Genomic DNA, 25,579 nt, shown 5'->3' on the forward strand with positions numbered 1-25,579 from the left:
GCTTGGCGCAAGATTGAATAATACGCGCGCCCCCGGGCCGTGTCCAGGACTATTTCGCGTTCGACGTCATCTTCACATTCTGCACACATATGGGGTTCGGGAGGACTCGCAGCCTAGGCACAAGATGCTTTTGTTTCAATTCGTAGAGCACGTCAAACTGCATAGTCGGGCTCAAACGGACAGACGGGTATTTCAATGCAGAGTGAGTAGATTCAAGGCCTAGCTTCTTCCTTACTGATGCAATACCTGCTTTTTACACTCGGTCGCTAGTATTCGGTTTAGGTTAGGTGGGTTGGACCGCGGATGGCAATGGGATGCAGTCAGCATTGCTTGGCTCTGTTTGCCTGGCTATACACTTTGGTTCGCCTGCGCGCTGATGGCGCTTGAGGAGGTTTGGCATGGGACGCGTGAAGCTTCATCTTGTGAGGTATATGGGTACGTACACCATCCTAATGTTCGTCAGCTTCCTATTATGGCAAGCTGCCGGATGCCCCGCGGGGTCTTTAAGCGTAGGGGTTTCTGCTTGGGACGCCGCTTTTGCGCCGTGCGCGGCGGGCAATCCTCTGGCGCTTGCTTCCGATTTCCTGATCGAATTCTCCCTTGTGGCTTATCCGCTGTACTGCGCGATTAAGGGCTTTTGCAAGCGCATCTCGGGTCGTAATGGCGGGCTGCGTAAAGCGCATGGAACGCTCTACCGCGACGCGCCTTCGGCTTCCGTCCGCTAGAGGACTAGCCGAATCGCCTTGTTGATGCATTTCGCCATGCTTCGCCCTGGGACCTGTTTAAGGGACGTTGGCGGTGCGGCGTTCGCAACATGATTGCGTTCGTAAGTTGGTGTCTTCGCATGCTGGTAGGGGGATGTTTGCGTGATCGCAAACATCCCCCTTCTTGCTTAGCGGTTACCGAATGCACGCTATCCCGATCTTTGATTCGCTTCCTTTTCGTGCAGTTGCCAATTTACGGCACATGCTGTTTTCTACGTTTCCGCGAAACGCCCTGAGCTTCCGAGCCGCTACATCGTTACTATCTTATGTAGCGCATACCGCGGGGCTGATGCGTCTGCCGCTTCGAAAGCGCGCATCGCCACCTTCAAGCACGACAAACTGGACAAGCAAAGGGCTTTTGCCCCGAGCAAATCACACGTGCGCATTCGAAAAAACTACCCGATAGGACAGACGCACGACAGCAACCATCGCCTCGGACTCAGACTGCCCGAGCACAAGGAGTCCCGCACGTTGCGGCAGAGTTTCAAAAGTGAGGGACGCTAGCGACATAAGACGGACGCATGCGGCACTTACCATAAGCGCCCTGCGCTAACGATGACGAGAGGATCAGGATATGGACACTCAAAACGCTTCGCAGCTCAACGATTTGAGGTTCAAGGCGGAAAATGAGGATGGGGTCGTGCTGGAGTGCGAGGCTCTGCTTATGTTCGATAGCCCGTTTTTCGGGAAAAGCTACATCGTGTATACCGATGGCGGCACCGATGAGGACGGGTTCACGAACGTACATGCATCCTCCTACAACAAGGATACGCTGATGGCGCCCGATGATTCGGGGTTCGCTTCCATCGACCTGTCCCCCATTGAGGACGACGAGGAGTGGAACATCATCCAGGAGCAGCTTGAGCGGTATCAGCAGGCGGCGGGCGGCGCCGAGCCGCAAGACGGCGAGGACCCGATTCCGTTGATCGCCAAGCTGAACAGCGGAGGCGAACTGGAGCCTTCGTTCGAGTACCGCTTTGAGGACGGCAGCACGGTGACGTTTCTGATGGAGTTGAACAAAGAGCCGGAAAACGAGCTTGACCTGGTGCGATTCAGCATGCCTGCAAGCGAGCACGAGCGTTTGGTGAACGCTTTCCTTCAGGAGCGGTTCGGAGGGTACGACCCCGCTGACTCCGGGCAGCAGCGCACCCGACAGGTTCTGGAAGCCATGGTGGTAAGCCGCGGGGAAGACGGGATGCGCGTGCTGGAGCCCCAGCAGTGCCACGTGTTCTACAAGCATCGCAACGACGCGCTGCAGGCGTAACAGGAAAGAGAACAGAGGAGGGGCCGAATCCTTATGGATTCGGCCCCTCCTGTTGCGGTTTACCCTTAAAGCAAGAGCAGAAATCGCAGACCGGCCAGGCTTGCGGGCGTAGCGCATAGGTGGCGAAGAAGCCGAGGCAGCCCGCCCACGCCAAACGTTTTGCCGATCATCTTATAAGGTGCACCCAGGCAGGAGGCTATGCCAAGCACTTTGGCGCCCATCGTGAACAGCTTGCGGCGCTGTTCACGAAAAGCGGACCGGCAGCGCCCGCGGGCATTCCTTCCGACCCGATGTGCGTGCCGCGCGTGAGCGCGTTTTCGCATACGGTGACCTGGTGGTTCGACAACGGCGCGCATGCAACGCCCGGGCAGGTTGCCGCCTGATGCACGCAGACATGGGGCTACAGGAAGCGTATAGCAAACCTTGCACAAACGCAGGAAAGCCGCCTGCGGGCGGCTTTCCTGGTGTAGCAAGTTGTTTACGGAGCGAACGCCCCTGCGTTTGCGAGAGCAGCACGGCTCTCGAGCGACGTGCGGACCTGCTTGACGATCCACGACCTCTGGCCGGCGTTCAGCTCCGCTGGCAAGTGGCTAGCCTGCGCTTACAGATGCAGGACGCGGTCCTTGATCTCTTGGGTGCGGCCCTGGTTCCAGAACTGGGTTCCGATGTATCCGCAGGTACGACGTGCAACGTTGAGCTTCTCCTGGTCGCGGTTACCGCACTTCGGGCACTCCCACACGAGCTTGCCGTCATCCTCGACGATTTGGATCTCGCCGTCGTAGCCGCATTCCTGGCAGTAGTCCGACTTCGTGTTCAGCTCCGCGTACATAATGTTGTCGTAGATGTACTGCATGACGCGGATAACGGCCTTCAGGTTATCCTGCATGTTGGGCACCTCGACGTAGCTGATGGCCCCGCCAGGGGAAAGGCGCTGGAAGGCGCTTTCGAACTTCAGCTTATCGAACGCGTCGATCTTCTCGGTGACATGCACGTGGTAACTGTTCGTGATGTAGCCCTTGTCCGTGATGCCCGGGATGATGCCGAAGCGGCGCTGGAGGGCCTTCGCGAACTTGTACGTGGTGGACTCGAGCGGCGTGCCGTACAGCGAGAAGTCGATGTTGGTGGCCGCCTTCCACTCGGCGCACTTGTCGTTCATGTGCTGCATGACCTCCATGGCGAACGGAGTGCCCTCGGCGTCGGTGTGGCTGTGGCCCGTCATGTACCTAACACACTCGTACAGGCCGGCGTAACCGAGGCTGATGGTGGAGTAACCGCCGTAGAGCAGCTTGTCGATGGGCTCGCCCTTCTCAAGGCGTGCGAGCGCGCCGTACTGCCACAGGATGGGCGCTGCGTCGGACAGCGTGCCCTTCAAGCGGTTATGGCGACACATAAGGGCCTTGTAGCACAGCTCGAGGCGCTCGTCGAAGATCTGCCAGAACTTGTTCATGTCACCGTACGAGGAGAGCGCTACGTCAGGCAGGCTGATGGTGACGACGCCCTGGTTGAAGCGACCGTAGTACTTCGGCTTGCCCGGCTCGTAGTTGCCGGCGTTTGCCACGTTGTCGTAGCCGTTGCCGGAGCGGTCGGGCGTGAGGAAGCTGCGGCAGCCCATGCAGGTGTAGCAATCGCCGTTGCCCTCGGTCTCGCCCTTCGACAGCTTCAGCTCGCGCATCTTCTTCTCGGAGATGTAGTCGGGCACCATGCGCTTGGCCGTGCACTTCGCGGCCATCTTGGTGAGGTAGAAGTACGGGCTGTCCTCGGTGACGTTGTCCTCCTCAAGCACGTAGATGAGCTTGGGGAACGCCGGGGTGATCCACACGCCTTCCTCGTTTTTGACGCCCTCGTAGCGCTGAGCGAGCGTTTCCTCGATGATCATGGCGAGGTCGCGCTTCTCCGCTTCGCTGCGCGCCTCGTTGAGGTACATGAAGACGGTGACGAACGGCGCCTGGCCGTTGGTGGTCATGAGCGTGACCACCTGGTACTGGATGGTTTGCACGCCGCGGCGGATCTCGTCGCGCAGACGGCCCTCGACGACCTCGGTGATGCGATCGGCGTTGGCCTCAAGCCCCAGCGCATTGATCTCCTGCAGCACCTGACGGCGAATCTTCTGGCGGCTGACCTCGACAAACGGCGCAAGGTGCGTCAGCGAGATGGACTGGCCGCCGTACTGGCAGCTGGCCACCTGGGCGATGATCTGCGTGGCGATGTTGCACGCGGTGGAGAAGCTGTGCGGGCGCTCGATGAGCGTGCCGGAGATGACGGTGCCGTTTTGCAGCATGTCCTCCAGGTTGACCAGGTCGCAGTTGTGCATATGCTGCGCGAAGTAGTCGGAGTCGTGGAAGTGGATGATGCCCTCGTTGTGGGCCTCGACCACGTCGGCCGGCAGGAGCAGGCGCATGGTGATGTCCTTGGAAACCTCGCCTGCCATGTAATCGCGCTGCACGGAGTTGACCGTGGGGTTCTTGTTCGAGTTCTCCTGCTTGGCTTCCTCGTTGTTGCACTCGATGAGCGACAGGATCTTGTCGTCGGTGGTGTTTGACTGGCGCTTGAGCGTTTGGTTGTAGCGATAGATGATGTACTTGCGCGCAACGGAGTAACGGCCCTGCGCCATGATCTGGTTCTCGACCATGTCCTGGACCTCTTCCACGGACACGGTATGGCCCGATCGGCTGCAGAGCCACTCGACGCTGTGCGCCGCCAGCGCGATCTGGTCTTCGGTCAGGCGCTCCTCGGGAACGACGTCCCCGTTGGCACCCTTGATGGCGTTGACGATCTTGTTGATGTCGAACGTAACCTCGGAGCCGCTGCGCTTGATGATCTTCATGCCGCTCACACCCTTCTTGCTTCTCGCGCAAGGTGCCTGGCGGGCGCCTTGCGGACTACCTTCATCCGAGTGCAAAAGGCCACACGGGGCATGACCTGCGCGTTCGGAAATTTCGTGAAAATTTGCGACCTCGGTGCGTTCGGGTCGCTTGGTCGGTGTCCCTATGATACGACATTTCGCCCCAATATATTGTGTTTTATTCCGCTGAAAAATCCATGGATGGGGGTATGGGGTTGTTTTCCACCATAGCTGGAAAACCGCGAAACCCCCCGGTCGTCATTCGTAAAGCGACATTTTTCGGAGGCGATTTCGGCAGTGGTTTTCCACCATCGAAAACGATGTGGATTTCGGCGAAAGGGGCATCAAACGCATAGGTTTCGCGACACTTTCGCAACAAGGGGTTGACGCGGCCGGGCTTCTGGTTAGAGGGACGGCGGGGCGAAATAGAGCAGCGTTCCCGGGCGCGTCTTCCGGGTTAGGCGCCGGCGCTGATGACGGCGTGAAGCGCAGAGCCGGGCGCTGTTTTCGCCCGCTTCTGCGCAAAACCGCCCAGAAGATGCCTTCTATTGTTAAAAAATTTCGCGAACCGCAAGTCACCGATGACATACCCGGTACGCGTGCTTAGTATAGGTTTATTTCAAAAGCGCCTGCCGCACGGCGGGCTGGAAAACCGCGCGGCAGGCGATGCGAGAGGATTGACATAATGGATACAGAAAAGCGCGCAAATAGCGCAGCAGCGGGCAAAACCGCCGGTTCGGAGCTTGATGAGAAGCGCATCGCGAACAAACTTGCCATTGTGGGAGTGAGCGGCAACGTGGCGCTGTCGGCGTTCAAATTGTTCGCAGGCATATTCGGCAACTCGGCGGCCATGGTCTCGGACGCCGTGCACTCGCTGTCCGACGTGTTCGCCACCGCCATCGCGTTCCTGGGCGTGAGGATCTCGCAACGCGATGCGGACGAGAGCCACCCGTACGGCCACGAGCGCTTCGAATGCCTGGCGTCCATGGCGCTCGGCCTGATATTGGCGGCGACGGGCGCAGGCATCGGGTTCGCCTCGATCCAGTCGATTGCAACGGGTGCATACGAGCACGCAACGGCGCCCGGCTGGCTGGCGCTATCGGCCGCAGTGGTGAGCATCGTCGCGAAGGAGGGCATGTTCTGGTACACGCGGCACTGGGCGCGCATCATGAACTCCGACGCGTTCATGGCCGACGCCTGGCATCACCGTTCGGATGCGCTGTCGTCGGTGGGCGCCCTTGCGGGCATCGGCGGCGCCATGCTCGGTTGGGGCGTGTGCGACCCGCTGGCGTCCATCGTCATCTGCCTGATCATCTTCAAAGTGGCCTTCGAGGTGCTGCGCGATGCGGTGGACAAAGTGACGGACACGCCGTGCGCTCCTACATTCGAACTCGAGGTGCGCGATTGCATCCTGGCGCAGGACGGGGTGCTGCGCATCGACGCGCTGCGTACGCGCAAGTTCGGCAACAAGGTGTATGTGGACGCCGAGATAGCCGTGGACGGGCAGCTGCGCCTGGTGGATGCCCATGCGATAGCAGAGCGCGCCCACGATGCCGTCGAACAGAGCTTCCCCACCGTGAAGCACATCATGATCCACGAGAATCCCGCGTAAGAGCTGCGAACGCGACGGCTTTTGCGGAGCGCGCAGCGTGCTCACAAGCGCTGTCGGCGCGATAAAGGGACGAGCCTGATAATAACGGCCAGCCGGCAAGCGCCATCTAACCAGCCGAGATCGGTGGTTAGACGAATCGTCGGCGTGTTGCGGGGATGGGGGTTCCGGTTGCGCAAGCTATGAGAATTCGCATATAACCAGGTAGAAGATCTGTCAAGGATAGAGGCAACCTGCGGTTGCGGGCACCGACATCGAAAATGCAAACCGAAAACGGTTCCGCAACCGAGCTTGACGGAGTACCTTGGAAAGCGGATTTGGGCAGGTAGCCTGCCCGTTAATCTTCAATTCGGATAACGCCCTCGAAGGAGCCACATGGATAAGGAAATCGCCCGACGATTGGCCGCTCGACGCAAGCAAGCGGGGCTGTCGCAGGAAGCACTGGCAGACAAGCTGGGCGTGAGCCGCCAAGCGGTGTCGAAATGGGAGCGCGCCGAAAGCCTGCCGGATACGGGCAACCTTATCGCACTGGCGGCTATATACGGCTTAACGCTCGACGAGCTGTTGTGGAGGGAAGCCGGCGAAAGCGATTCGCAGGTCTCGCAGCCCGCGTCAGATGCGGCGAAAACGTCGGGGGCGAGCGCCGGCGAAGGCTTTTCGCAAGGGAAACCAGCTGCCGCAGAGGACGGCCGCGACGATGGTAGGCGCGATTCCGTAGCGGACGACGACCAAGCCAAAGCCAGCACGGACGGCACTGCTTTCGAATCAAGCCGCGACGACAACGACGCCGATAGCGGTAAGAACGACGGAGCCGACGATGGCGATGATTACGCGCATGTCTCGTTTCGCGATGGGATTCATGTTCGCGATGCGAAAAAGGGAGAAGAGGCGCACATTGGTTGGAGCGGCGTGCATGTGACCAACCGCAAAAAGGGCGAAGAAGTGCACGTGGGATGGGACGGCGTGCATGTGACCAACCGCAAAAAGGGCGAAGAAGTGCACGTGGGATGGGACGGCGTGCATGTCGAGCAGCCGAACGCAAGCGGAACCACCGACAACCCCAAGTCCGTGCACGTTGATAGTAGCGGCGTGATCATCGGCGAACAGCATTTCGAAAACTGGCGCGAAGCGCACAAGGCATACAAGCGAAAGCCCGAACGCGCCTGGCGAAGCTTCCCCTTCCCGCTTGTGATTCTGGTTGCCTATGTCTTGCTGGGACTATTCGCCAACGCATGGGTTCCCGGGTTGATGCTGGCCTTCGCCGTGCCGGCTTACTACGTTATCGGCAACGCGTGGGAGAAACGAAGGCTATCGCGCCTGATAGGCGGTCTGTACCCGATCGGCACCATTGCCTGGTTCTGTTGGATGGCGTTCGCGCTCAATCAAGCACATCCTGCATGGGTCCTGTTTTTGACCATTCCCGTTGTCGAAGTCCTTTGCACTTGGAGCAGGAAGACGTGGAAGCGCCGCCGAAAGGCAAAAACGGGCGACCAATAGTGGGGAAAGCATTAGAACGGGCGAGATGAAGCCGAAGTGATGCCCGGCCATACGAGAATGATGGTCAAGCGAATCGTCGGCGTGTTGCGGGGATAGGATGAGGGGCTTTCCCTATTCGCTATACTGGGGCGCATGGCAAGTTACCAACATATATCGCATGGGTTTGAGCCTGTGTTCGACGAGCATTCGCGAATTTTGGTGCTGGGGTCGTTTCCCTCGGTCCTCTCGCGCGAGAACGCCTTTTACTATGGCAACCCGCAAAACCGCTTCTGGCGCGTGATGGCTGCATGCCTGGGCGAACCTGTGCCGCAAAACGAGGGCGGACTGAGCGACAACGGACAGCCCTTGACGCTTGAGGAGTCGATTACGGCGAAGAAACGGATGCTTCTTAGGCACGGCATCGCTTTATGGGACGTCATAGCCTCGTGCGACATCAAGGGATCGAGCGACGCAAGCATCAAGAACGTAGTCCCCGCGCAGGTGGAGCGCGTGCTGGAAACGGCGCATATCGGCGCCGTGATCTGCAACGGAGGCACGGCCGGACGGCTGTACAAGCGCTACCTGCAATGGCAGGTGGGGCTGACGGCGCACGTGCTTCCCTCGACGAGCCCCGCGAACGCGGCTTGGCAGCTGGAGCGCTTGACCGCGCGCTGGCAAGAAGAGCTGCTGCCGCTTTTGGAAGCCGCGGAAACCGGAGCGCTGGGCGAGGTCCCGTCACCGAGCAGCGTCAAGCGCGGGTTTGTGACGGCTGACGCGAAAGCCGGGGCGACAGGCGAAAGCCGCGTCGAAGTCGTGACCGTGCGCGTCCCCTCCCCACCCGCATCGAACTACGCGGTGCACAAAAGCATGCAAGGCAACAAGCGGGCGAACACGAAGCCCGAACTGCTGGTGCGCGAGCGCTTGCGAAAAGCAGGACTGACGGGCTACCGACTGCAGTGGAAGGTGCCTGGGCATCCCGACATCGCGTGGCCGGGCAAACGCGTCGCAGTCGAGGTGAGAGGGTGTTTTTGGCATCGCTGCCCGCATTGCAAGCCGAGCGCTCCGAAGAAGAACACGGAGTATTGGGAGGCGAAATTCGCCCGAAACGTGGAGCGCGACGCTGAGAACGTGCGTAAGCTCGAGGAGATGGGTTGGCGCGTACACGTGATCTGGGAGTGCCAGCTGAAGAAGAGCGCCATTGATGCCACGATGGCCGATTTGCTGCCGAAGCTTGCCGCCGAGCTGGGGAAAGAGCTTGCCGCCGACGATTGTGCGGCCGCGCGAAACAGCGAAAATCAGATTCAGAGCAAATGCGCCGCATATGTGCGCGCCAACAACCTGGAAGACGACAATCCGCCAGGAGCAGATACCGTCGAAGAGGCAATCCACCTCCAGGGTGCGCAGCAAGGCAGCAAGGACTCGCGCGTAGAAACGCCAGCCGCATCCAAAACCGAGCAGCAAGACAATGAGGACCCCGCAACGAACAAGCACCACTTCATGTATGTGATCGAATGCGCCGATGGCAGCCTGTACACCGGGTATTCCCCTGACGTGCAGGCGCGATTCGCCGCACATCAAGCGGGCACGGGTGCGAAGTACACGCGCGGGCGCGGGCCGCTGAACCTACTGGCCGTAGCCGAATTTGCCACCAAACACGATGCCATGAGCGCAGAGTACCGCTTCAAGCGCCTAAGCCGCGACCGCAAAGATGAGCTGTTGACGAAAGCCACCGACCCTGAAGCTGATTTCGCAAAACTGCTTCAAGAGGAATTCGGGCTTTAGGAGGGCAGGCGGCACATCGAGCAAACAACATCAAAGCAATCGTAGAACACTGCGCGGAATCGATTCGTCGGCTTACGGCTGCGATGGGGCAATGGCCCCACCGCAAATCACTTGAAAGCCAGCGACTTTGCACGTTCCGCTTAATCGAGGAAACAGGCGGCTTTGCGCTGTGGGCGACGCTCGAGCATAACGGTCGAACGCCACGACCTTCCGTTACTCTACAAAAGCGACGTGTTTCTCTCGCAAAGAACCTGCTAAACGTCCTTCTTCTCGAAGATGCGGATGCTGAGCATGCAGCTTGCCGCATAGATCGCCAACGAGACGACAGCCAATGCAATCAGCGAGACAACCGAATGCTGGGACACCAAATCCTCCAAACCGGTGAACAATTCAGGCATGGCGAATTGCGAGGCAACGTAGATAAGGCACCCGATGAACATGAGCGCGCAACCGATATAGCGCGCACCTTTCGAGCCGCCGAACTTTATCGAAAACGGTTGAGCAATAGCAACAAGAACTAATACGATTGCCGTGGAAGCCACGCACGCCGAAAAGATCTCAGGCGTCGAAGTCTGCTCCATCTCGATCCCCAAAGCAGGAAACGCTAAAACGCATGCCATGGTGACCGCAAACAGGGCAACCAACACAACCGACGAACAAACAACGATCGCTAAGTAACGCCCGACAACGATATCCCGACGCGCGAGCGGAAGCGCGGCGCGATAACGCAGCCATCCGTTTTGATCGTCGTAACCCAACAGCGAGAACATGACGAGTATGGGCACCATCGCACATGCCGCAGACGCTCCGGCGTATGACCTCATTCCGAAGCACACAAACGCGCACACGAACACGATCGTCACCATCAAAACCGGAGCCATAGTACGGATAATTGCCAGTTCCGATTTCACAGAAGCCAACATCAGCGGCCCCCTTTCAACATGAAGTGCAGGTAGTCGCCCACATTTGCGCGATCGCAGGCAACCTCGGGAAACGCCTGCGCGAATTCGAATCGATTCGGCACGAGCACATCGCAGCTGAACTCGCGCTTGACCACACGCGCACCCGGCACGCATTCGAGGATTTCCGCCACCTGACTAGCCGCGCAATGCGCAATACCCGCGGTATCGGTAATGGTTTCGCGCGGTGCGTCGAAGATAATCCGCCCCGCATCAATGCCCACGACGCGATCGGCAACACGCTCCAAGTCGGAAGTGATGTGACTGGAAAGCAGCACGCCGCGTTCGCCGTCGCCCACAAACTCCTGCAGCATATCGAGAATCTCATCGCGGGCCAGCGGATCGAGACCCGCTGTCGCCTCATCGAGAAGCAGAAGATCGGCACCATGCGAAAGCGCTACCGCGATTTGAAACTTCATGCCCATACCGCGCGAAAGCTCCTTCATCTTCGTGTTCGAGTTTATGCCGAACCGCGCGATAAGGCCCCCGAACAGCGAATCGTCCCATTGCGAAAACGCTGGCCTCAGGCATGTCACCACCTGGCTGACGCGCAGCTCCGAAGGAAACGGGCATGCGTCGAGCACCACGCCGATACGAGAGCGAACAGCGCGTTGGACCCGATCCGAAGCATCGGCTCCAAATGGTTCACCGAACAGCTTGACCTCGCCCGCGCCGATGTGCTGCAAGCCCAAGGCCACGCGGATCATCGTAGTTTTGCCCGCCCCGTTCGCGCCGACGAAGCCGACGATTTCGCCAGGGGCAACGGCAAGGCTCACGTCGCGCAGTGCGAACGAGTCGCTCAAATCGCAACTCACGTGCCGTATGTCCAAAAGATTCGTCATGAAGCCTCCCCTTTCCAGCGTTGCTCGGATTCCCCATCTGCGATCAAATCGAGCATCTCATGCAGTTCTACACGCGAAACTCCCAGGTCAAAGGCCTGAGCAGCAGCCTTCGCCAGCATTCCCTCGATGCGGCGCAGTTGCTCTTCCCGCAGCATCTCATGGTTACCCGAGGCAACGAAGCAGCCTTTGCCTTGCACGGTTTCGATGAATCCTTCTGCTTCCAAATCGGAGTAGGCGCGTTTGGTGGTGATGACGCTCACGCCAACGCCGTTCGCCAACGCCCGAATGGAAGGGAGCTTTTCGCCGCATGTCAAAGCTCCTGAAAGTATCTGACTTTTGATCTGCGAGGAGATTTGCTCGTAGATGGGCTTGTCGCTGGTGTTCGAAATGATGATGTCCACGATCGGCCTTTCGTGTATATAACCGGTAAGCACAGTATATATACACTATGCACAGTTATGCAAGTCAGAATCTGGTAAAAACACCCGTGAGCCCCAGGATGATTCCGGAGCCCCCCACCGGTAATTCAGCGGAATCGTCGACAATGACGTGTTGGAACGAAAGGGACGAGCAGCGTCATCATCGCTCGCCCCTCGCGCGCTGGCGCAACACCAAAGACTGCATGCGAAAAGGCGGGCAGTCCGGCACCGAACGCCGCCTTCGCTCGCCTTGTTTAGCCCTTCACCAGCGTGACCGCAATGGTGTTCAGGTAGTCGAGCGCGCCCGCTTTAACGGCCGTCCTGTCGCCGCGAGCGTATTCGTTTTCGCAGGCTATCCAGTCGGCCCATGCCTCGCGTGTGCACGTCATCTGATGCATACCTTCGATAACCACCCCGGGCGTTTTGCCGATCATGGCTTGCCACCAGGTCATATCGTGCATGTACTCAAGCTGCTCGGGAGTCCACGAGGCAAGCAGGCATGCCGGCAGCGCATCGTGGCAATCGCGCACCATACCGGGGATGGAAAGGTAGATCTTCCCACCCGGCTTCACGTAAGGAAGAAGCTTTTCGCCGAGATACCGCGGATCGCGGCCGAAATAGTTGTAGGAGTCGATGCTTACCACCGCGTCGAAAAACTGCTGTTCAAACGGCAAACCTTCCGCTGCATCGGCCTTGACGGGGTGGATTTGCCCATCCAGCACGCCCATTCGGCGAAAGAAAGCGCGGTTCTCGGCGGGGTCGCTCCGCAAGTCGACGGCGTAAACGTCAAGCCCATACCCGCGCGCGAGCATCACGCTTGTGATGCCGGAGCCGGATCCGAGGTCGCATACGCGCGACCCTTTCGCAAGGTCAACGCCGCAAAGCAGCTCTTCGCAGAGCTTAAGCGGGTTGGGCCCCATGATTTTGGAGCGAACGAGATTGATATCGAAGCTATTTGCCTTTGGGAAAGTATTCATTGTTTCTTCCTGTTCATTGAGACGATATTGAAAACAGGTTCGAAACGGCGCAATAGCATAGGGCCTTGATGCGGCCTTCTCTGAAACGCTATGCGATTAACCGTTCCCTAAAGAACAATGACCAAAAAGACATCCCCTAAGGTGTGTTCGTTCGAGGCCTTTGCCTCCCTTGAATGCGGCACACTGCAGCCACAGCGGTCGCGATCGTTTCCGCATTCGACTAAGTTCACCATAGCACGTTTGCCCGCGATTACCAGCCCTGTCTCGTACTGCCGAGGGAAGTCATTTTCCCGGCAGTGGCGCGGCTATGCGCTTCGCGCAATAATGGATGCTATTGTTGAACCGTTCCTCGGAGGCGCATCGTGCAACTTTGGCTTGTTGCGGCGTGCGGGTGAGGTGCCGAAGCGCAACCAGCCGTTGCTAGGATATGCGTCTATCTGCGCGTATGCTGACATTATCGAAACGAGCCCGCCGAGAGGAGCACTCATGGCATTCGCAGAAAAACTTGTCGCCGTACGGCGCACGCACAACCTCACGCAAGACCAGCTTGCCGAGAAGCTTTACGTCACCCGCCAAGCCGTGAGCCGCTGGGAGCGCGGCGAGGTGACGCCTGGGATTGACATGATGAAGCTCATTGCCGCCGTCACCGGCGAGCCGCTGGCACATCTGCTGGAAATGCCCAAGCATTATTGCGAAAGCTGTGGCATGTATCTTACGCCCGATGATTGCGGAACCGACGCCGCCGGCAACAAGACCGACCATTACTGCAAATGGTGCTACGACCGCGGCGACTACACCTATGAAACCACCATGGAAGCTATGATCGAGGATTGCGCGCCGCGACTGGCGGAGAATACGGGCATGACGCTTGACGAGGCGGTCTCGCTTATGGGGGCGGTTTTGCCCCAGCTCGAGCGCTGGCGCGCCGTTCACGAAAACGAGCAACGCTACGGAGCGGAAGCACGCGAACGCTACGGTAACGAAGCAGTTGATGCCGCGAACGAGCGGATCCTCGATATGGACCCTGCCGCCTGGAACGACATGAAAGAACTCGAAAAAGCGATCTTGGGGCAGCTTTCCATCGCTCTGCTCGATGGCGATACAACCAGTCCCGAAGCCGCGAAGCTTGTGCAGATGCACCGCCGCTGGATCGGCCTGCAATGGGGAGCCGAGCCCGAACGGGATATCTACCTGGGACTTGTGCGCGGCTACCTGGCAGACCCCCGATTCATCTCATACTACGACGAGCCCTGCGGCAAAGGGGCAACGGCGTTTTTGGTTACAGCCGTGGAAGGCACGCTGGGAGAGTAACGTAGCAGTTTCCACGCAAGGGAATGGCCAGCTGCTCGCCAATCGCATGACACGGCATATCGCACGCGAAACCCGGCAGCAACTTCTGAGCGGTTTTGCAGGCGGAATCGGCGCGAAAGGCCGCATGGCGCCGGCGTTTCCCCAGGTCGACAATGCAGGCATCGAACAACGGCGCCGACAAACCGCCCAGAACCCCGCGGACCATGTCAAAACCGGGGTCCATTTGCTGCGAAACCGCCCAGAAGTCGCTATACGAGGACGCAACAAGGCGGCAGGCGCAGACACGACAAGGGAGGTATGAGCGCACCGTCAGAAGCCGTGCGAGCGATGCGAGGGCGCAATACTCGAGAGCGCAGAATCGACCACCGAGTCACCTGGCGGCATTGTGCGTTGTTATTCGATCAGCCCCAGCGCCGGGGCTATGACCTTCGTGTAGAGGACCAGCCAGATGGTCGAGACGCAGAAGCCGCCCAGGACGTCGCTGGCGTAATGGACCCCCAAGTAGATGCGGCTTATGCCGACCATCACGATGACCAGCGCGAACAGGCACATCAGCGCGATGCGGCGACGCGGGTTGCGCTCATAGCGCCATACGCACCACGCCAGCAGGCCGAAAACGGCCATCGCGGCCATGGAATGCCCCGAGGGGAAGCTGAACCCGGACACGTCGACCAGCCGCAGCACATCGGGACGCGGGCGCTGGATGGCGAACTTCATCGCCTGGTTCAGCAGCACGACCAGGCCCAGGTTCAGCATGTTGAACCAGCCCGGGCGCTTGACCGGCGTGAAGGCCGCGGCAACGCCGAGCACCACGAGCAACGTCACCGGCGTGGCCAGCGCCGAGAAGCTTTCCATGACGGGCGTGAGCCACGGCTGGCGAAGCTGCCCGCCGAACAGCCACCATGCCGCCGCATCGAGCTTCATGTTCTCCTTGTCGAGCATGTTCTCCAGCAGCATCACCAGCACGATGGCGCACACCGACGTCACCACCAGCGTGCGGTTCTCCTTCACGTAGCGCGAAAGGCTCCGCGCGGCCTTGCCGGCACCCGACGCAATCCCCAACCTGGTCAACTCCTTCGCCCGGCCACCGTGGCCGGCATCGCAAACGGAAAGCACGATAAGGGGCAGGACGGCCGCAACCTCCCCGCCCCTTGGATTTCGCTAAGCGAAGCTTAGCGCATATGCTGCCGCGTTCGAAGTTCCGGCTACGAGCCGTTATCCTCGCGGCCAAACGTCGCACCCCATCACAGCAGCTCACCGTGCCTTTTCACGTATGCTTTCTTGCCACACGCCTTGCTTTGGACGCTTGTCTATTCCTGAACGCCATGATGCAATGTTACGCAGCCCTAAGCAATCTCCGAAATCTCAAACCCGTTCAAATTCTGACCAATTAGAGAAACAGCTTGCGGCTTTCGCTTTCCCGGGCTTTTTCCTGCCGGGCTTGAACACGGAAAGAACGAGCAGCGCGATAACGCAGGGCAACGCAGCGCCGCGATGAGGCGCATGAGGCCAATCGCCCATTTCGCCGTCTTCTTCGCTTTAGGAATCTGCATGGTGCTCGGGTGCTTTCGCTTTCCTCATCGGGGTTTTCTTCGCCTTGCCGCCACGGCGGCGCATTCCGGACACATAAAGACACGTCCCCGAAGCGTCCGGGCTAGGCGGTCGCCTCTGACGATTCTGCTGCGGCGGCTTCCTCGGCTTCTTGGGTTCCTTTGCTGAGCAGAGCTATGCCCGCCACCACCGCGATCATGCCGATTCCCACGATAATGGAAAACGGGTCGTCCCAAACGACGATGCCGACGAGCGTGGTCAAAAGCGTGCCGACGCCGCCCCAGATGCCGTAGGCCATCCCCAGGCTCAAATGTTTCAACGCAAGCGTCAACAGCGCAAACGAGATAATGTAGCACGCAGCGGTGGCCAGGCCGAACACCGGATGGGTGAAGCCGTCGGACATCTTCATGAACGTGGCGCCGAACACCTCGGACACGATGGCGAACGACAGCTGGATGATCGGTGCGCTCTTCACCTTACATCGCCCCCAATCGCAAACACGCCACGCCGACGATGATGAGCGCAACGGCCGCGATCTTCTTCGCGTTGAACTTCTCTTTCCACACGATGCGGCTGACCACGGCCGTAAGCGCCACCGCCGCGCTCGTCCAAATCGCGTACGCCAAGCCCAAGGGCAGAGACGCGAACACGTGCGAAAGCGCGTAAAATGACACAGCGTAGCCCACCGCGATGCCGAGGATGGGAAGCTTGCGGCGGAAACCGTCGGAGAGCTTCATGCACGTGTCGCCGAACACCTCGAAGAGCACTGACAAACCTAGAAGCGCATACGGGCTCATTGCTGTACCCCTTCTTGGAACGTCTTCGCATACAGCCTGACGACCTTGACGAACAGCTCGGCCCCCTCGGGGCTGATCGCGGCGGCGGCCTTCATCTCGAGCTCGCGCATGCGCTCGACAGGCAGGCGCCATTGCTCGCGCCCTTCCTCGGTGAGCGCCATGATCTGCTCTCGCTTGTCGACCTCGCTTGCCCGCCCGACTACGACATCGCGCGCGGCAAGGCGCTTGCAGATAGCGCTGACCGTTTGTTTGCCCATGTCGCACAGCTCGCAAATCGACCGTTGCGAACAGCCTTCGGACTCATCCCACAGGGCATCGACGACGTACAGCTCGTTGGTGTCGACGCCCATGTTCTTAGCGAATGCGCTGTACGCGACCGCAACGTCACGCCAGCATTCCCACATTTCCTTCGAGAATTCCTCTGGCAGCATCTTGTCTCCATTCGGATTGGTCTATCGGTTGACTATCATAGTCTATTCGTAGACTTCCCTGATTCACGCGCACGGAATCCACACGAGACGCGTAGAGCTTTTCGGCTTGCCCCGCACGTCAGATGCGGACGAAGGAGCCCGAGAGCGGCGGCGAGCAAGGCGGCACCCGCAAGCAAGCCCAAGGAGCCATCCGGCAGCGGCACTCGTGAGCGGGCGACCGCTGCCGGCGGCATTCAAGGAGCAGACCAATCGGCGATTTCCGCAAAGCAGCATCATCCGCGGGGAATCCATCAACAATTGGCATACGTTACCGAAACATACTCGAATTTTTTTAGGAAAACGATACAATTTGAAATTCGGGTCACGCACCTGTCCGATTGCAATATGAGGGGCCGTCCGTTCTGTCCGCTATGTGCTGGAGGAGGGGAACGCACGTGAACATCAAGGAGCTTGTGCCGGAAAAGGTGGAGTCGGAGATCAGCTCGCCCGACCACCCGACCCGCAGGTTCGTCGGCTTCGCCCTGCTGCTTGCGTGGCATTACAACCTATGGTTCCTGCACGACTCGTTCGTCGGAGCGCAGCTGCTCGACGATTGCGTGACGCAGTCATGGTTGATCGCCCTCGTCAACGCCGCGGTCTCGTTCATCGGCATCGCGGTCACCTTGGGCAGGAAACGCCGCTTGTGCGACATCCCCTGAATGCTCTGGACCGCTACCGCCGCGGCGGTAATCTCGACGCTTGCGCTCACCTTGTTCGCGTTCTCGTTCCCCACCGACCTTATCGCATACGCGCTTGCCGTAGTGGTCGGCATCACGAACGCCATCCTATGGATCATGTGGGGCGAGCTGTACTCGCGCACGAAGACGTCGTTCTCCGTTAAGGAACCGCAAGCTTTCCTCCCTTCCCATCCTCCCCCCATTCCGTCGACCTCCGCACCCGTTTCGTTGGAAGCAATTCGCCAAACGCATGCCGTTCACGCTTCACCAGGAAGATTTTTCACCGATCGTGGCTCAGATTGCGAGTTTTCCAACATAAGCTTCAAGGCAAAACCTTTCGGAATGCGAAAACAACAAGGCAATGCAGTGAAAACAGCGGGCGCCGCTGTGCTGGAAAGCTTGCCGAGGGATAGAATCAATGCAATAACGATTCCGCTTCGGAAAACAAGAACGTTCGCAAGCAATGGAAGGCAGGGCAGATATGAGCAGCAAGGATTATTCAATCGTGTTCAGCAGCAGAACGGGGAATACAGCCGAGCTTGCGGAGGCTGTTCGCAAGACGCTGCCGGAAGGGACATGCGAGTATTTCGGGAGCGTGAATGGGAACGACGGCGGCAGCGGCGGTAACCGCGATCGCAGCGAATGCAGCATAGCCAACGGCAACAACAAGAGCGGCTTCGACGGCAGCGACAACAGCCACGATGACGGCAGCTGCGCCAGCAGCGCAATCCCTGCGTCGGAGACGCTGTTCGTGGGCTTTTGGACGAACCAGGGCGTAGCGGACCAGGCAACGCAGCAGCTGCTGGGGCAGCTGAAGAACAGGAAGGTCTTCCTGTTCGGCACCGCCGGCTTTGGCGGCAGCGAGGCATATTTCCAAGCGATTCTGGACAAGACGAAAGCATTCATCGATAACAGCAACACCGTGATCGGTACCTACATGTGCCAGGGCAAAATGCCGCTTTCCGTGCGCGAACGCTACGTGAAAATGAGGGAACAGCCTGACCACATGCCCAACATCGACGCCATGATCGAGAACTTCGACAAAGCCCTATCCCACCCCGATGCCAACGACCTGGAGAAGCTGGCGAAACTAGTGAGCGAAACCGTCGAACAGTAGAGAAAACCAATCGAGCGCATGTAAACCGCAACCAACCGCCTCCCCACATGCGGATCCCCTCCCACCCTCGCACAGCAAAAGCGCGCCGCTTGCAACTTTTAACCGGCGCGGCACATAGGCATTGGTAGAATCGATTGCAAGATTCATTGTTCGCACAGCAAGGAGCGCCGTGTTCTCGGTCGATAGACAGTCCTTCCAATCGCTTTCCGCGCTGGCGCTGTTCACGTTCGCTTTCCTGGGAAGCGAGTTTTTCTTCGACAGCCGGATCGGCTTGCTTATCAGCGCCGAAGGGGTTGTGGGTGCGCAGGCGATGATCCTTGGCGCAAGCGTCATCGGCTTTCTGGCTTATGCGCCGATTTCGAAGCTGGCAGAGGGACGACGCGCGCTTCGGGCGGTCGAGGCCGTCGGGGCTATTGCGGCCCTGGTTGCAATTGCCGCTACGGAAAGCGCACTTGCCATGCAAATCGCAGGTTGTGTCGCGTTTTTCCTGCTGGGAAGCCTTGGCGCTGAAGCGCATTGGAGCATGGCGCACGCCTTCGAGGGAAGCCCATCGCTTGCCAAGGGCGCCGGCGCGGCTTACGCCGCCGGAATCCTGCTACAGTTCCTGAGCAACCAGTTCGTGCCTGCGGGCATGGCGGACGCGGCGGTGCTGTGTATAGGCGTCACCGCGCTTGCCGTGTTTGCAGCGGCGGGAGAACACGATGGAGAATCCGCAGGTCAAAAGGGTGATGGGACTACTGGCGAACATACAGGCGAAGCAATGACGTCAAAACCGTCGGGGCAAATCACCGACCAGGAACAAGCGACCCGACTAGACAAGATCCGCCTGGAGCGAGCGAACGCCGGCTCCCCGGACCAGGCGAATCGCCCAAGCACGGCAGCCGCCAACTCCCCGCAGCAATCAGCCCCGGGCGGCGCAAAAACCGCTATCCGCGCTATTTGGCTTCTTGCGCTTGTGGTACTGCTGGCCTGCATGTTCTCTACGCTGGACAACGTGGTTACCCTTGCGAACGCGCAGGGCTCGATCTCGGTCGAGACGTGGCCGCGCCTGTTCCTTGCGGCAAGCGGCCTTGCCGCCGGCGCCCTGTTCGACATCCGCGAGCGCCGCTACATGGGGTTCATCATGTTCGCGGTCACGGTTCTGTCCACCATATCGATCCTAGCCGTGGAAGCCGGGGCAAGCCCCGTGATCGGGCTAATCGTGTTCTATCTGAGCTCCGGGTTCTTCGTGACGTTCTTCACCACCACGTTTTTGCAGCTGGCGCCGCGCATGCGCACGCCGCAGCTGTGGGCCGGCATGGGCCGCGCCGCCAACAACCTGTGCGCGTTCACCGTGTCGGGGGTCTCCATGATGCTGACGCAATCGGGCATCGCCGCTGTGATGATCGCGTCGCTGATCCTGTTCGTGCTGGTCAGCGTTGCGTTCGTGGGCGCCGGACTGTTCCGCCTGCCGTCGACGGTCAAGGAACGCGAGGCCATCGAGGCGGGCCTTGCCGCCGCGGCCGCGCCGACCCTGGAGGAGACGCAGGCCGAGTTCATCAGCCGAAGCGGCCTGACGCCGCGAGAGGAAGAGGTGCTGCGCGCCGTGACCGCCGACGAGCGGCCGCTCAAGCAAGTGGCCGACGACCTGGGGATTTCGCTGCGCATGGTGCAGCGACACCTGACCAACATCTACAGCAAGACCGACACGCAAACCCGAGCCGGCCTCACCCGCGCATTCTTCGGGAAGTAGGACGGCTGCACACGGGAAAGCAGCAGCTCACCAACAGGTCTCACCCGCGATTCTTCGGGAAGCGGGACGGCTATCTTGCCGCTTAAACTCGATCAAGCAACAGGATAAGCCAAAGCGGCAGCTTCCCTAGCCGCACAAAAACGACTGCTTTGGGGCTTGATAAGGAATAGGCCTTTTGAGCCCGCGCTTGCGCAAAAAGCCTATTCCTTATCGCCCTGCAAGTCTTGATGCTCGTCTTCGCCGTCCATTGCGGCAGCGATGTAGGTGTTGCTCAGCTGCGTGCCGTCTTCCCCGAAACGAGCATGCGACACGATGAGCCCATCTTCGCGCAAGCGATGTATCGCGCGGTCCACCGTTTTCAAACTGATGTGCAGCTTTCCCGCTAGCGCTTGCTTGGTCTCGGAGCAACCATCTGGGCCGCAAGCCGCGACGAAGCCGAGCAAACGAAGCTGGGAATTGGTCAGCTTCCCCTTCTTCCCCTTGGGGGCAAGGATGCCATCCGATCGATCTGCCATCGATCCCCCTTTCAGCGATCCATTTGCCAACCGTTCATGACCCCCGATGACCTCAGCTTGCCTCAAACAAGCTGGCAATGTGCCTTGACAAGAGCACGCTTATCGTTTGACATGGCTTACATATTGATAAGCATCGCATTCGTCCCGTCATTTGTATCACTTTTATGCCACTCCGTGAGAAAACGTAACATCAATGTCACCGGGCTGACAGTAAACCGGCAAAACAATCCGCCGCGAGACGGCAAGCCCTGATTAGCAGCTTACGATCGCAAAATCGAGAAGGACACGTAGCAGCATCCCCTTGAATGCCGACAAAGCCCGTTGCTTGCCCCACGATTGCGCCTGGACGTTTTCGCCGTATGAAACCATAGCGCACAACTTCGGTTTTTGACAATAACAAGCCGCCGCCCGACCGGTGCGCGATTCGCACATGCCGGTCGGGCGGCGGCTTTTGAAGCAGATGGCTTCGATGAAAGCTCACAGGATTCCAGAGCCGAGCCCCATCCGAGAACTCGACGCAAACCCAACCCCTACGCGTGGGAGCGCTTCGAGGAGAGCAGCAGCGCCAGGGCGTGCTTGAAGTACAGCTGGATGGTGGCGGTGGTCAGCTCGTCCTTCGCCGAGAAATGGCGGTACACCGTCCCCACGCTGATGCCCGTGGCGTTGGCAAGGCCGCGCACCGAAAGCGCCGACACCCCGTTTTTCTCCGCGATCCGATACGCGTTCTCCAACAGCTCTTCCCGGGAAACAATGCTCTGAGCCATAAAGCGCCCCTCGCAATCGAACCATCGCACCCGCAAACCGGATGGGTTTTGGGAACCATACTAACCCGATTCCGCAAAACCCTACGGTAGCGTTACCTGTTCTATAGCCCCCGAACGTAAAACGGCCGGGAGCGTAATGCATCCCGGCCGTTTCGAGGGAATCCCGCCCGAAGCGCGGGCGGAAAAGCTACTTCAGGGTCACGTTCTGCATCATGGGCATGGCATCTTCCCAGGTGATGCCGCTGTCGATGAACATGCGGACCGTGGTGCCGCACGGGGCCACGGTGAACATGTAGTACGTGCCGGTTTGGGTGTAGCGCGTCCAGGTGGCACCGTTGATGTCTACCTCGTCGATCTCGCCCTTGCCGCCGAAGTTGCCCTGCAGCGCCTCGGCTTCCTTCTGCGGGGCGCGCGAGCACGTGCTGGTGCTGAAGCGCTTCGTGGAGCCCTCGGGGTTGAACGTGGCGTCGCTGCTCTTCTCCTTGGTCTCGACGAGCGCCCAGCCGTCGGCAGCCTTCACGCTGTATGCAGCGTAGTCGACACCGCCCTGGGCCTTGATGGCCTCAGCGGCCTCGACCGCGGCCTTGTAGCCGTCGGTTTCCTTGCCGGTGGTGTCGAAGCGCATGGTGCGCGGGTCGGTGCCGCCCGTGGCGTTCTTGTCGAACTGGACGGTGATCGGGCCGTAATAGTTGTCCTTAGTGGTCCAGAAGTAGACCCACTCGATGCTCTCACCAGGCTCGATCTTGGTGTTGGCGTCCATCTGCGCGCCTTCGCCCAGCTCAACGGCCTGCGTCTTGGTGTCGGCGTTGAGACGCTGATCGCCGGAGGCGTCGAACACCGCGTCGCCCGCATCGAAGGTGCCGACGGCGGCACGCGCGCTGAACGCGGAAGGCGCTTTTGCGGACTCGTTGTTGTTCGTGATCTTCACGCGCAGCCAGAAGCCGTCCTGCCGCTCGGCGGCGCCGCGATAGTACGAGCCATCGCCGACGGACTCGATGGTGAAGCCCGCGACCTCGGCGGTCTGCACGCCGTTAACCGTCTGACCTGCGGGCGCGTTGTCGCCCGAGCCGTCCTGGCCGCCCTCGGTGCCGCCGCAGCCGGCCATCGTGCACGCGAGCGCCGCCGACAACGCGACGGCCGGCACCCCGAACGCAACCTTCCTCATCATGGGTCTCATCATCTTCATCACTCCCTTTCGCATCGCAGATTCCAAGCCGCTCCCCCTCCGGCGCCGCATGCGCCGAAGCCGGCTTCCAAGGCAATTGTGCCCTGCGAAGAAGCGCCCGCGAAGCCACCCATGGCCCAAAGCAAACACCCCCACGCGCCACACGGCCAAGATAGAGGACGGGAATGCGACGGGTGGGGTTGGGGCGAAGGAGCGAAGAAGGGGAAGCTGCCATATTTGCGAAAGGACGCTTCCGACCGCAAGGACCAACCCAAGTCTGCGACTACAATAATGTTGCAAATCAACAAGCATGGAAGAGGACGCATGGCATCGTTCGAGCAAGCGGAAGAAGTGTTGAAGCGCTGCTTCGGGCACGACGGGTTCCGCCCGGAGCAGGAAAGGGCCATCAAGGCCATCATGGGGAAACGCGACGTGCTGGCCGTCATGTCCACCGGAGCGGGCAAATCGCTGATCTACCAGGTCCCCGCCGTCGCACTCGGCGGCACCACCATCGTGGTCTCTCCCCTGGTCTCGCTCATGAGCGACCAGGTGAGGAAGCTCGTTGAGCTGGGCCTGCATCCGGCTTTCCTCAACAACACGCTCAGCCTTCGGGCGCAGGAAAAGGTCCGGAGGCGCATCAAAAGCGGCGAGTTCCAAATCCTGTACGTTGCGCCGGAGCGCTTGTCGAACCCGGCTTTCCTGTCGGCCATCGAGGATCTCGCAATCCCCCTTGTCGCCGTCGACGAGGCCCACTGCATCAGCGAATGGGGCCATGACTTCCGTGGCGATTACCGCGAGATCAGCGCGTTCATCGAGCGGTTCGACCGGCGCCCGACCGTGGTCGCACTGACGGCGACGGCGACACCGAGGGTCCGCAAGGACATCGCCAGGTCCCTTGGCCTGCAAAACCCCTTGGAGATAGTCTCCTCGTTCGACCGCGCCAACCTTTCGCTTTCCGTTGTGCATATGCCCCACGACGAGCGCGGATCGTGGTGCGTGCGGACCGCGCGTTCGAGGGAAAGCGAGTGCGGCATCTTCTATTGCGTCACGATTTCCGAGGCCGAGCGGATCCACGACGCACTCAAGCGAGCAGGCATACCCGCCGCGCTCTACCACGGCAAGCTGGACAACGACGCGAAGAAGGCGGCGCAGGAAGCGTTCATGTCGGGGCGGGCGCCGGCGATGGTCGCGACGTCGGCTTTCGGCATGGGCATCGACAAGCCCGATGTGCGCTACGTGGTCTGCTGCGGCATGCCGCTTTCGGTCGAGAGCTACTATCAGCAGATAGGCCGCGCGGGGCGCGACGGAGAGCCCGCCGACACGATCATGCTATGGGACGAGCAGGACCTGCAAACCGCTTTGTTCATGGCGGAAGCGGGCGGCGAAGGCCAAAACGACCCGCAGCGTTCCAGGCAAAAGGGGCTCGCCTTCGACATGCGGGATTTCTGCAGAGAAGAGGGCGCCTGCCGGCGCGATCTTGTTTTGCGCTACTTCGGCGAGGAACCCCCTGATGACGGAGGGTGCGGAAGGTGCGATAACTGCGCGGCGCCCGTCGACGGCATCGTGCGCGCCGAGGACGCAAGGCCGCTGACGGACGACGAGCGTGCGCTTTTCGCTAGCCTCAAGAACGCGTGCGCCGCGGTATCGGAAAGCGGTGGCGCAGGCGGTACCCTGACCGAACGCGCGTTGCGCGGCGTCTGCCGCAAAAGGCCGGGAAACCTTGAGCAGCTTCTGGAAGTCGACGGGATGACCGCCAAAGCCGCGCAGGCGTATGGCGCCCAGATTCTCGCCGTCGTTGAAACGGGCGAGGTCCTCGCTTCCGTCAAGCCGCTCGAGATGCCCGATGTGCCCGAGGCGCTGAGCGACGCTTTGGTCGCGACGATCCGAGCACTCGGCAGCGAAGCGCGCAGGGCAGTCGTCCTCAAAGTAGCATGCGGGAAAAGCGAACCCGGCGCAAAGGCCGACGGTTACGAAAGCCTGCCATGCTGGGGATCCGCCGGCCCCGACCGCAGCAAGGCGAAGCACGCCCTAGACGCGCTCATAGCTTGCGGGATCGTGGGGCAAAGGCCCGGGGAGAAATGCCTTCGTGTGATGAGGGTGGATTAAGGCGGATAGGACGCCAATCAGGGTGACACTGCTCCAAAACTGGCACATGCGAGACGTGCCGACCGTCGAAGTTTCATTACCAGTCAGGGCAGCACTGCTCCAAAACCGTTGGGGCGGGAATCCACACCTGCGGAGAGTTTCATTACCAGTCAGGGTGACACCGCTCCAAAACACCGCGCAGAAACAGCTGAAGGCGGATGCGGTTTCATTACCAGTCAGGGTGACACTGCTCCAAAACAGGGCGCTCTCGTAGCCTTCGAGCGTGGTGGTTTCATTACCAGTCAGGGTGACACTGCTCCAAAACGCCGAGAAAGAAGCAGCGGCGCTCACGGGGGTTTCATTACCAGTCAGGGTGACACTGCTCCAAAACGTGACAGGTGAACTCGAAAGCCTTACGCTTGTTTTATTACCAGTCAGGGTGGCACTACTCCAAAACGGAA

22 protein-coding genes and 1 CRISPR repeat array (1 of these 23 cut by a window edge) are annotated in these 25,579 nt (G+C 59.9%); of the genes, 10 read left to right on the forward strand and 12 right to left on the reverse strand.

Annotated features, from left to right (window positions below; all coding sequences use genetic code 11):
* Positions 1-398 precede the first annotated feature (398 nt).
* Both DW178_RS09535 and DW178_RS09540 read left to right on the forward strand, forming a co-directional pair.
* On the forward strand, positions 399-725 hold the full coding sequence (locus DW178_RS09535) for a hypothetical protein (RefSeq protein ID WP_118350936.1): 327 nt from the start codon (positions 399-401) through the stop codon (positions 723-725).
* A 613-nt stretch (positions 726-1,338) separates the two neighbouring features.
* Positions 1,339-2,028, forward strand: a complete 690-nt coding sequence (locus DW178_RS09540; protein ID WP_118350938.1) for a DUF1292 domain-containing protein — start codon at positions 1,339-1,341, stop codon at positions 2,026-2,028.
* A 601-nt stretch (positions 2,029-2,629) separates the two neighbouring features.
* Here the strand turns inward: DW178_RS09540 and nrdD are convergent.
* Positions 2,630-4,852: an anaerobic ribonucleoside-triphosphate reductase gene (gene nrdD, locus DW178_RS09550; RefSeq protein WP_114621256.1), complete on the reverse strand. Its 2,223-nt coding sequence runs from the start codon at positions 4,850-4,852 to the stop codon at positions 2,630-2,632.
* 703 nt (positions 4,853-5,555) lie between these two features.
* Here nrdD and DW178_RS09555 point away from each other — a divergent pair.
* The 3 genes from DW178_RS09555 to DW178_RS11600 all read left to right on the forward strand — a co-directional run bounded on the left by DW178_RS09555 (position 5,556) and on the right by DW178_RS11600 (position 9,737).
* A complete protein-coding gene (locus DW178_RS09555) occupies positions 5,556-6,482 on the forward strand; it encodes a cation diffusion facilitator family transporter (protein WP_118350942.1) in 927 nt (308 codons plus the stop codon).
* 372 nt (positions 6,483-6,854) lie between these two features.
* A complete protein-coding gene (locus tag DW178_RS09560) occupies positions 6,855-7,976 on the forward strand; it encodes a helix-turn-helix transcriptional regulator (protein ID WP_118350944.1) in 1,122 nt (373 codons plus the stop codon).
* A 171-nt stretch (positions 7,977-8,147) separates the two neighbouring features.
* Positions 8,148-9,737 carry a GIY-YIG nuclease family protein gene (locus DW178_RS11600; RefSeq protein ID WP_286168643.1) on the forward strand — a complete coding sequence of 530 codons (1,590 nt, stop codon included), beginning with the start codon at positions 8,148-8,150 and terminating at the stop codon, positions 9,735-9,737.
* 254 nt (positions 9,738-9,991) lie between these two features.
* Here DW178_RS11600 and DW178_RS09575 read toward each other — a convergent pair whose 3' ends face one another.
* The 4 genes from DW178_RS09575 to DW178_RS09590 all read right to left on the reverse strand — a co-directional run bounded on the left by DW178_RS09575 (position 9,992) and on the right by DW178_RS09590 (position 12,934).
* Positions 9,992-10,660 carry an ABC-2 transporter permease gene (locus DW178_RS09575; RefSeq protein WP_118350946.1) on the reverse strand — a complete coding sequence of 223 codons (669 nt, stop codon included), beginning with the start codon at positions 10,658-10,660 and terminating at the stop codon, positions 9,992-9,994.
* Positions 10,660-11,538, reverse strand: a complete 879-nt coding sequence (locus DW178_RS09580) for an ABC transporter ATP-binding protein (protein WP_118350948.1) — start codon at positions 11,536-11,538, stop codon at positions 10,660-10,662. The genes DW178_RS09575 and DW178_RS09580 overlap by 1 nt, the downstream gene beginning before the upstream one ends.
* Entirely contained in the window at positions 11,535-11,939 is a 405-nt protein-coding gene (locus DW178_RS09585) for a GntR family transcriptional regulator (RefSeq protein ID WP_118350950.1), read from the reverse strand. The genes DW178_RS09580 and DW178_RS09585 overlap by 4 nt, the downstream gene beginning before the upstream one ends.
* Before the next feature lie 272 nt (positions 11,940-12,211).
* Positions 12,212-12,934: an SAM-dependent methyltransferase gene (locus DW178_RS09590; protein WP_118350952.1), complete on the reverse strand. Its 723-nt coding sequence runs from the start codon at positions 12,932-12,934 to the stop codon at positions 12,212-12,214.
* Between the two features lie 486 nt (positions 12,935-13,420).
* Between DW178_RS09590 and DW178_RS11325 the strand changes: the two genes are divergently transcribed.
* Positions 13,421-14,245, forward strand: coding sequence for a TipAS antibiotic-recognition domain-containing protein (locus DW178_RS11325; RefSeq protein WP_158574168.1), 825 nt, complete (start codon positions 13,421-13,423; stop codon positions 14,243-14,245).
* A gap of 393 nt (positions 14,246-14,638) precedes the next feature.
* Here the strand turns inward: DW178_RS11325 and DW178_RS09600 are convergent, their stop codons facing one another.
* From DW178_RS09600 to DW178_RS09615, 4 genes are all read right to left on the reverse strand, one after another.
* On the reverse strand, positions 14,639-15,316 hold the full coding sequence (locus DW178_RS09600; RefSeq protein WP_199669287.1) for a phosphatase PAP2 family protein: 678 nt from the start codon (positions 15,314-15,316) through the stop codon (positions 14,639-14,641).
* A gap of 583 nt (positions 15,317-15,899) precedes the next feature.
* A complete protein-coding gene (locus tag DW178_RS09605) occupies positions 15,900-16,271 on the reverse strand; it encodes a DMT family transporter (RefSeq protein ID WP_158574170.1) in 372 nt (123 codons plus the stop codon).
* A gap of 1 nt (position 16,272) precedes the next feature.
* Entirely contained in the window at positions 16,273-16,593 is a 321-nt protein-coding gene (locus DW178_RS09610; RefSeq protein ID WP_118350956.1) for a DMT family transporter, read from the reverse strand.
* Positions 16,590-17,024: a MarR family winged helix-turn-helix transcriptional regulator gene (locus DW178_RS09615; RefSeq protein ID WP_118350958.1), complete on the reverse strand. Its 435-nt coding sequence runs from the start codon at positions 17,022-17,024 to the stop codon at positions 16,590-16,592. The genes DW178_RS09610 and DW178_RS09615 overlap by 4 nt, the downstream gene beginning before the upstream one ends.
* A 434-nt stretch (positions 17,025-17,458) precedes the next feature.
* Between DW178_RS09615 and DW178_RS09620 the strand changes: the two genes are divergently transcribed.
* From DW178_RS09620 to DW178_RS09630, 3 genes are all read left to right on the forward strand, one after another.
* Positions 17,459-17,722, forward strand: coding sequence for a hypothetical protein (locus DW178_RS09620; RefSeq protein ID WP_118350960.1), 264 nt, complete (start codon positions 17,459-17,461; stop codon positions 17,720-17,722).
* Positions 17,723-18,221: 499 nt separating this feature from the next.
* Positions 18,222-18,857, forward strand: a complete 636-nt coding sequence (gene bilS / locus DW178_RS09625) for a flavodoxin family protein BilS (RefSeq protein WP_118350962.1) — start codon at positions 18,222-18,224, stop codon at positions 18,855-18,857.
* A gap of 169 nt (positions 18,858-19,026) precedes the next feature.
* Positions 19,027-20,589 carry a helix-turn-helix transcriptional regulator gene (locus tag DW178_RS09630; RefSeq protein ID WP_118350964.1) on the forward strand — a complete coding sequence of 521 codons (1,563 nt, stop codon included), beginning with the start codon at positions 19,027-19,029 and terminating at the stop codon, positions 20,587-20,589.
* Between the two features lie 200 nt (positions 20,590-20,789).
* Here DW178_RS09630 and DW178_RS09635 read toward each other — a convergent pair whose 3' ends face one another.
* From DW178_RS09635 to DW178_RS09645, 3 genes are all read right to left on the reverse strand, one after another.
* Positions 20,790-21,104, reverse strand: coding sequence for a helix-turn-helix domain-containing protein (locus DW178_RS09635; RefSeq protein ID WP_118350966.1), 315 nt, complete (start codon positions 21,102-21,104; stop codon positions 20,790-20,792).
* A 530-nt stretch (positions 21,105-21,634) separates the two neighbouring features.
* Positions 21,635-21,868 (reverse strand): TetR/AcrR family transcriptional regulator, encoded by a 234-nt coding sequence (locus tag DW178_RS09640; RefSeq protein WP_118350968.1) that lies wholly within the window; start codon positions 21,866-21,868, stop codon positions 21,635-21,637.
* A gap of 187 nt (positions 21,869-22,055) precedes the next feature.
* A complete protein-coding gene (locus DW178_RS09645) occupies positions 22,056-23,054 on the reverse strand; it encodes a hypothetical protein (RefSeq protein WP_147363859.1) in 999 nt (332 codons plus the stop codon).
* 303 nt (positions 23,055-23,357) lie between these two features.
* On the opposite strand from DW178_RS09645, the gene DW178_RS09650 reads away from it, so the two are divergent.
* Positions 23,358-25,139 carry a RecQ family ATP-dependent DNA helicase gene (locus tag DW178_RS09650; protein ID WP_158574172.1) on the forward strand — a complete coding sequence of 594 codons (1,782 nt, stop codon included), beginning with the start codon at positions 23,358-23,360 and terminating at the stop codon, positions 25,137-25,139.
* Positions 25,140-25,209: 70 nt separating this feature from the next.
* A CRISPR array of direct repeats spans positions 25,210-25,579; the repeat unit is 36 nt; unit sequence GTTTTATTACCAGTCAGGGTGGCACTACTCCAAAAC (it continues 326 nt past the right edge of the window).

Source organism: Eggerthella sp. AM16-19 (genome assembly GCF_003474385.1).
In the GTDB taxonomy this organism is placed as follows: Bacteria; Actinomycetota; Coriobacteriia; order Coriobacteriales; family Eggerthellaceae; genus Senegalimassilia.

Bases quoted from the DNA above. Each gene is read 5' to 3' on its own strand.
- DW178_RS09640 (WP_118350968.1), bottom strand. From the start codon at position 21,868: ATGGCTCAGAGCATTGTTTCCCGGGAAGAGCTGTTGGAGAACGCGTAT.
- DW178_RS09540 (WP_118350938.1), top strand. From the start codon at position 1,339: ATGGACACTCAAAACGCTTCGCAGCTCAACGATTTGAGGTTCAAGGCG.
- DW178_RS09580 (WP_118350948.1), bottom strand. From the start codon at position 11,538: ATGACGAATCTTTTGGACATACGGCACGTGAGTTGCGATTTGAGCGAC.
- DW178_RS09610 (WP_118350956.1), bottom strand. From the start codon at position 16,593: ATGAGCCCGTATGCGCTTCTAGGTTTGTCAGTGCTCTTCGAGGTGTTC.
- DW178_RS09560 (WP_118350944.1), top strand. From the start codon at position 6,855: ATGGATAAGGAAATCGCCCGACGATTGGCCGCTCGACGCAAGCAAGCG.
- nrdD (WP_114621256.1), bottom strand. From the start codon at position 4,852: ATGAAGATCATCAAGCGCAGCGGCTCCGAGGTTACGTTCGACATCAAC.
- DW178_RS09645 (WP_147363859.1), bottom strand. From the start codon at position 23,054: ATGAAGATGATGAGACCCATGATGAGGAAGGTTGCGTTCGGGGTGCCG.
- DW178_RS09555 (WP_118350942.1), top strand. From the start codon at position 5,556: ATGGATACAGAAAAGCGCGCAAATAGCGCAGCAGCGGGCAAAACCGCC.
- DW178_RS09535 (WP_118350936.1), top strand. From the start codon at position 399: ATGGGACGCGTGAAGCTTCATCTTGTGAGGTATATGGGTACGTACACC.
- DW178_RS09615 (WP_118350958.1), bottom strand. From the start codon at position 17,024: ATGCTGCCAGAGGAATTCTCGAAGGAAATGTGGGAATGCTGGCGTGAC.
- DW178_RS09590 (WP_118350952.1), bottom strand. From the start codon at position 12,934: ATGAATACTTTCCCAAAGGCAAATAGCTTCGATATCAATCTCGTTCGC.
- bilS (WP_118350962.1), top strand. From the start codon at position 18,222: ATGAGCAGCAAGGATTATTCAATCGTGTTCAGCAGCAGAACGGGGAAT.
- DW178_RS11325 (WP_158574168.1), top strand. From the start codon at position 13,421: ATGGCATTCGCAGAAAAACTTGTCGCCGTACGGCGCACGCACAACCTC.
- DW178_RS09575 (WP_118350946.1), bottom strand. From the start codon at position 10,660: ATGTTGGCTTCTGTGAAATCGGAACTGGCAATTATCCGTACTATGGCT.
- DW178_RS09650 (WP_158574172.1), top strand. From the start codon at position 23,358: ATGGCATCGTTCGAGCAAGCGGAAGAAGTGTTGAAGCGCTGCTTCGGG.
- DW178_RS09635 (WP_118350966.1), bottom strand. From the start codon at position 21,104: ATGGCAGATCGATCGGATGGCATCCTTGCCCCCAAGGGGAAGAAGGGG.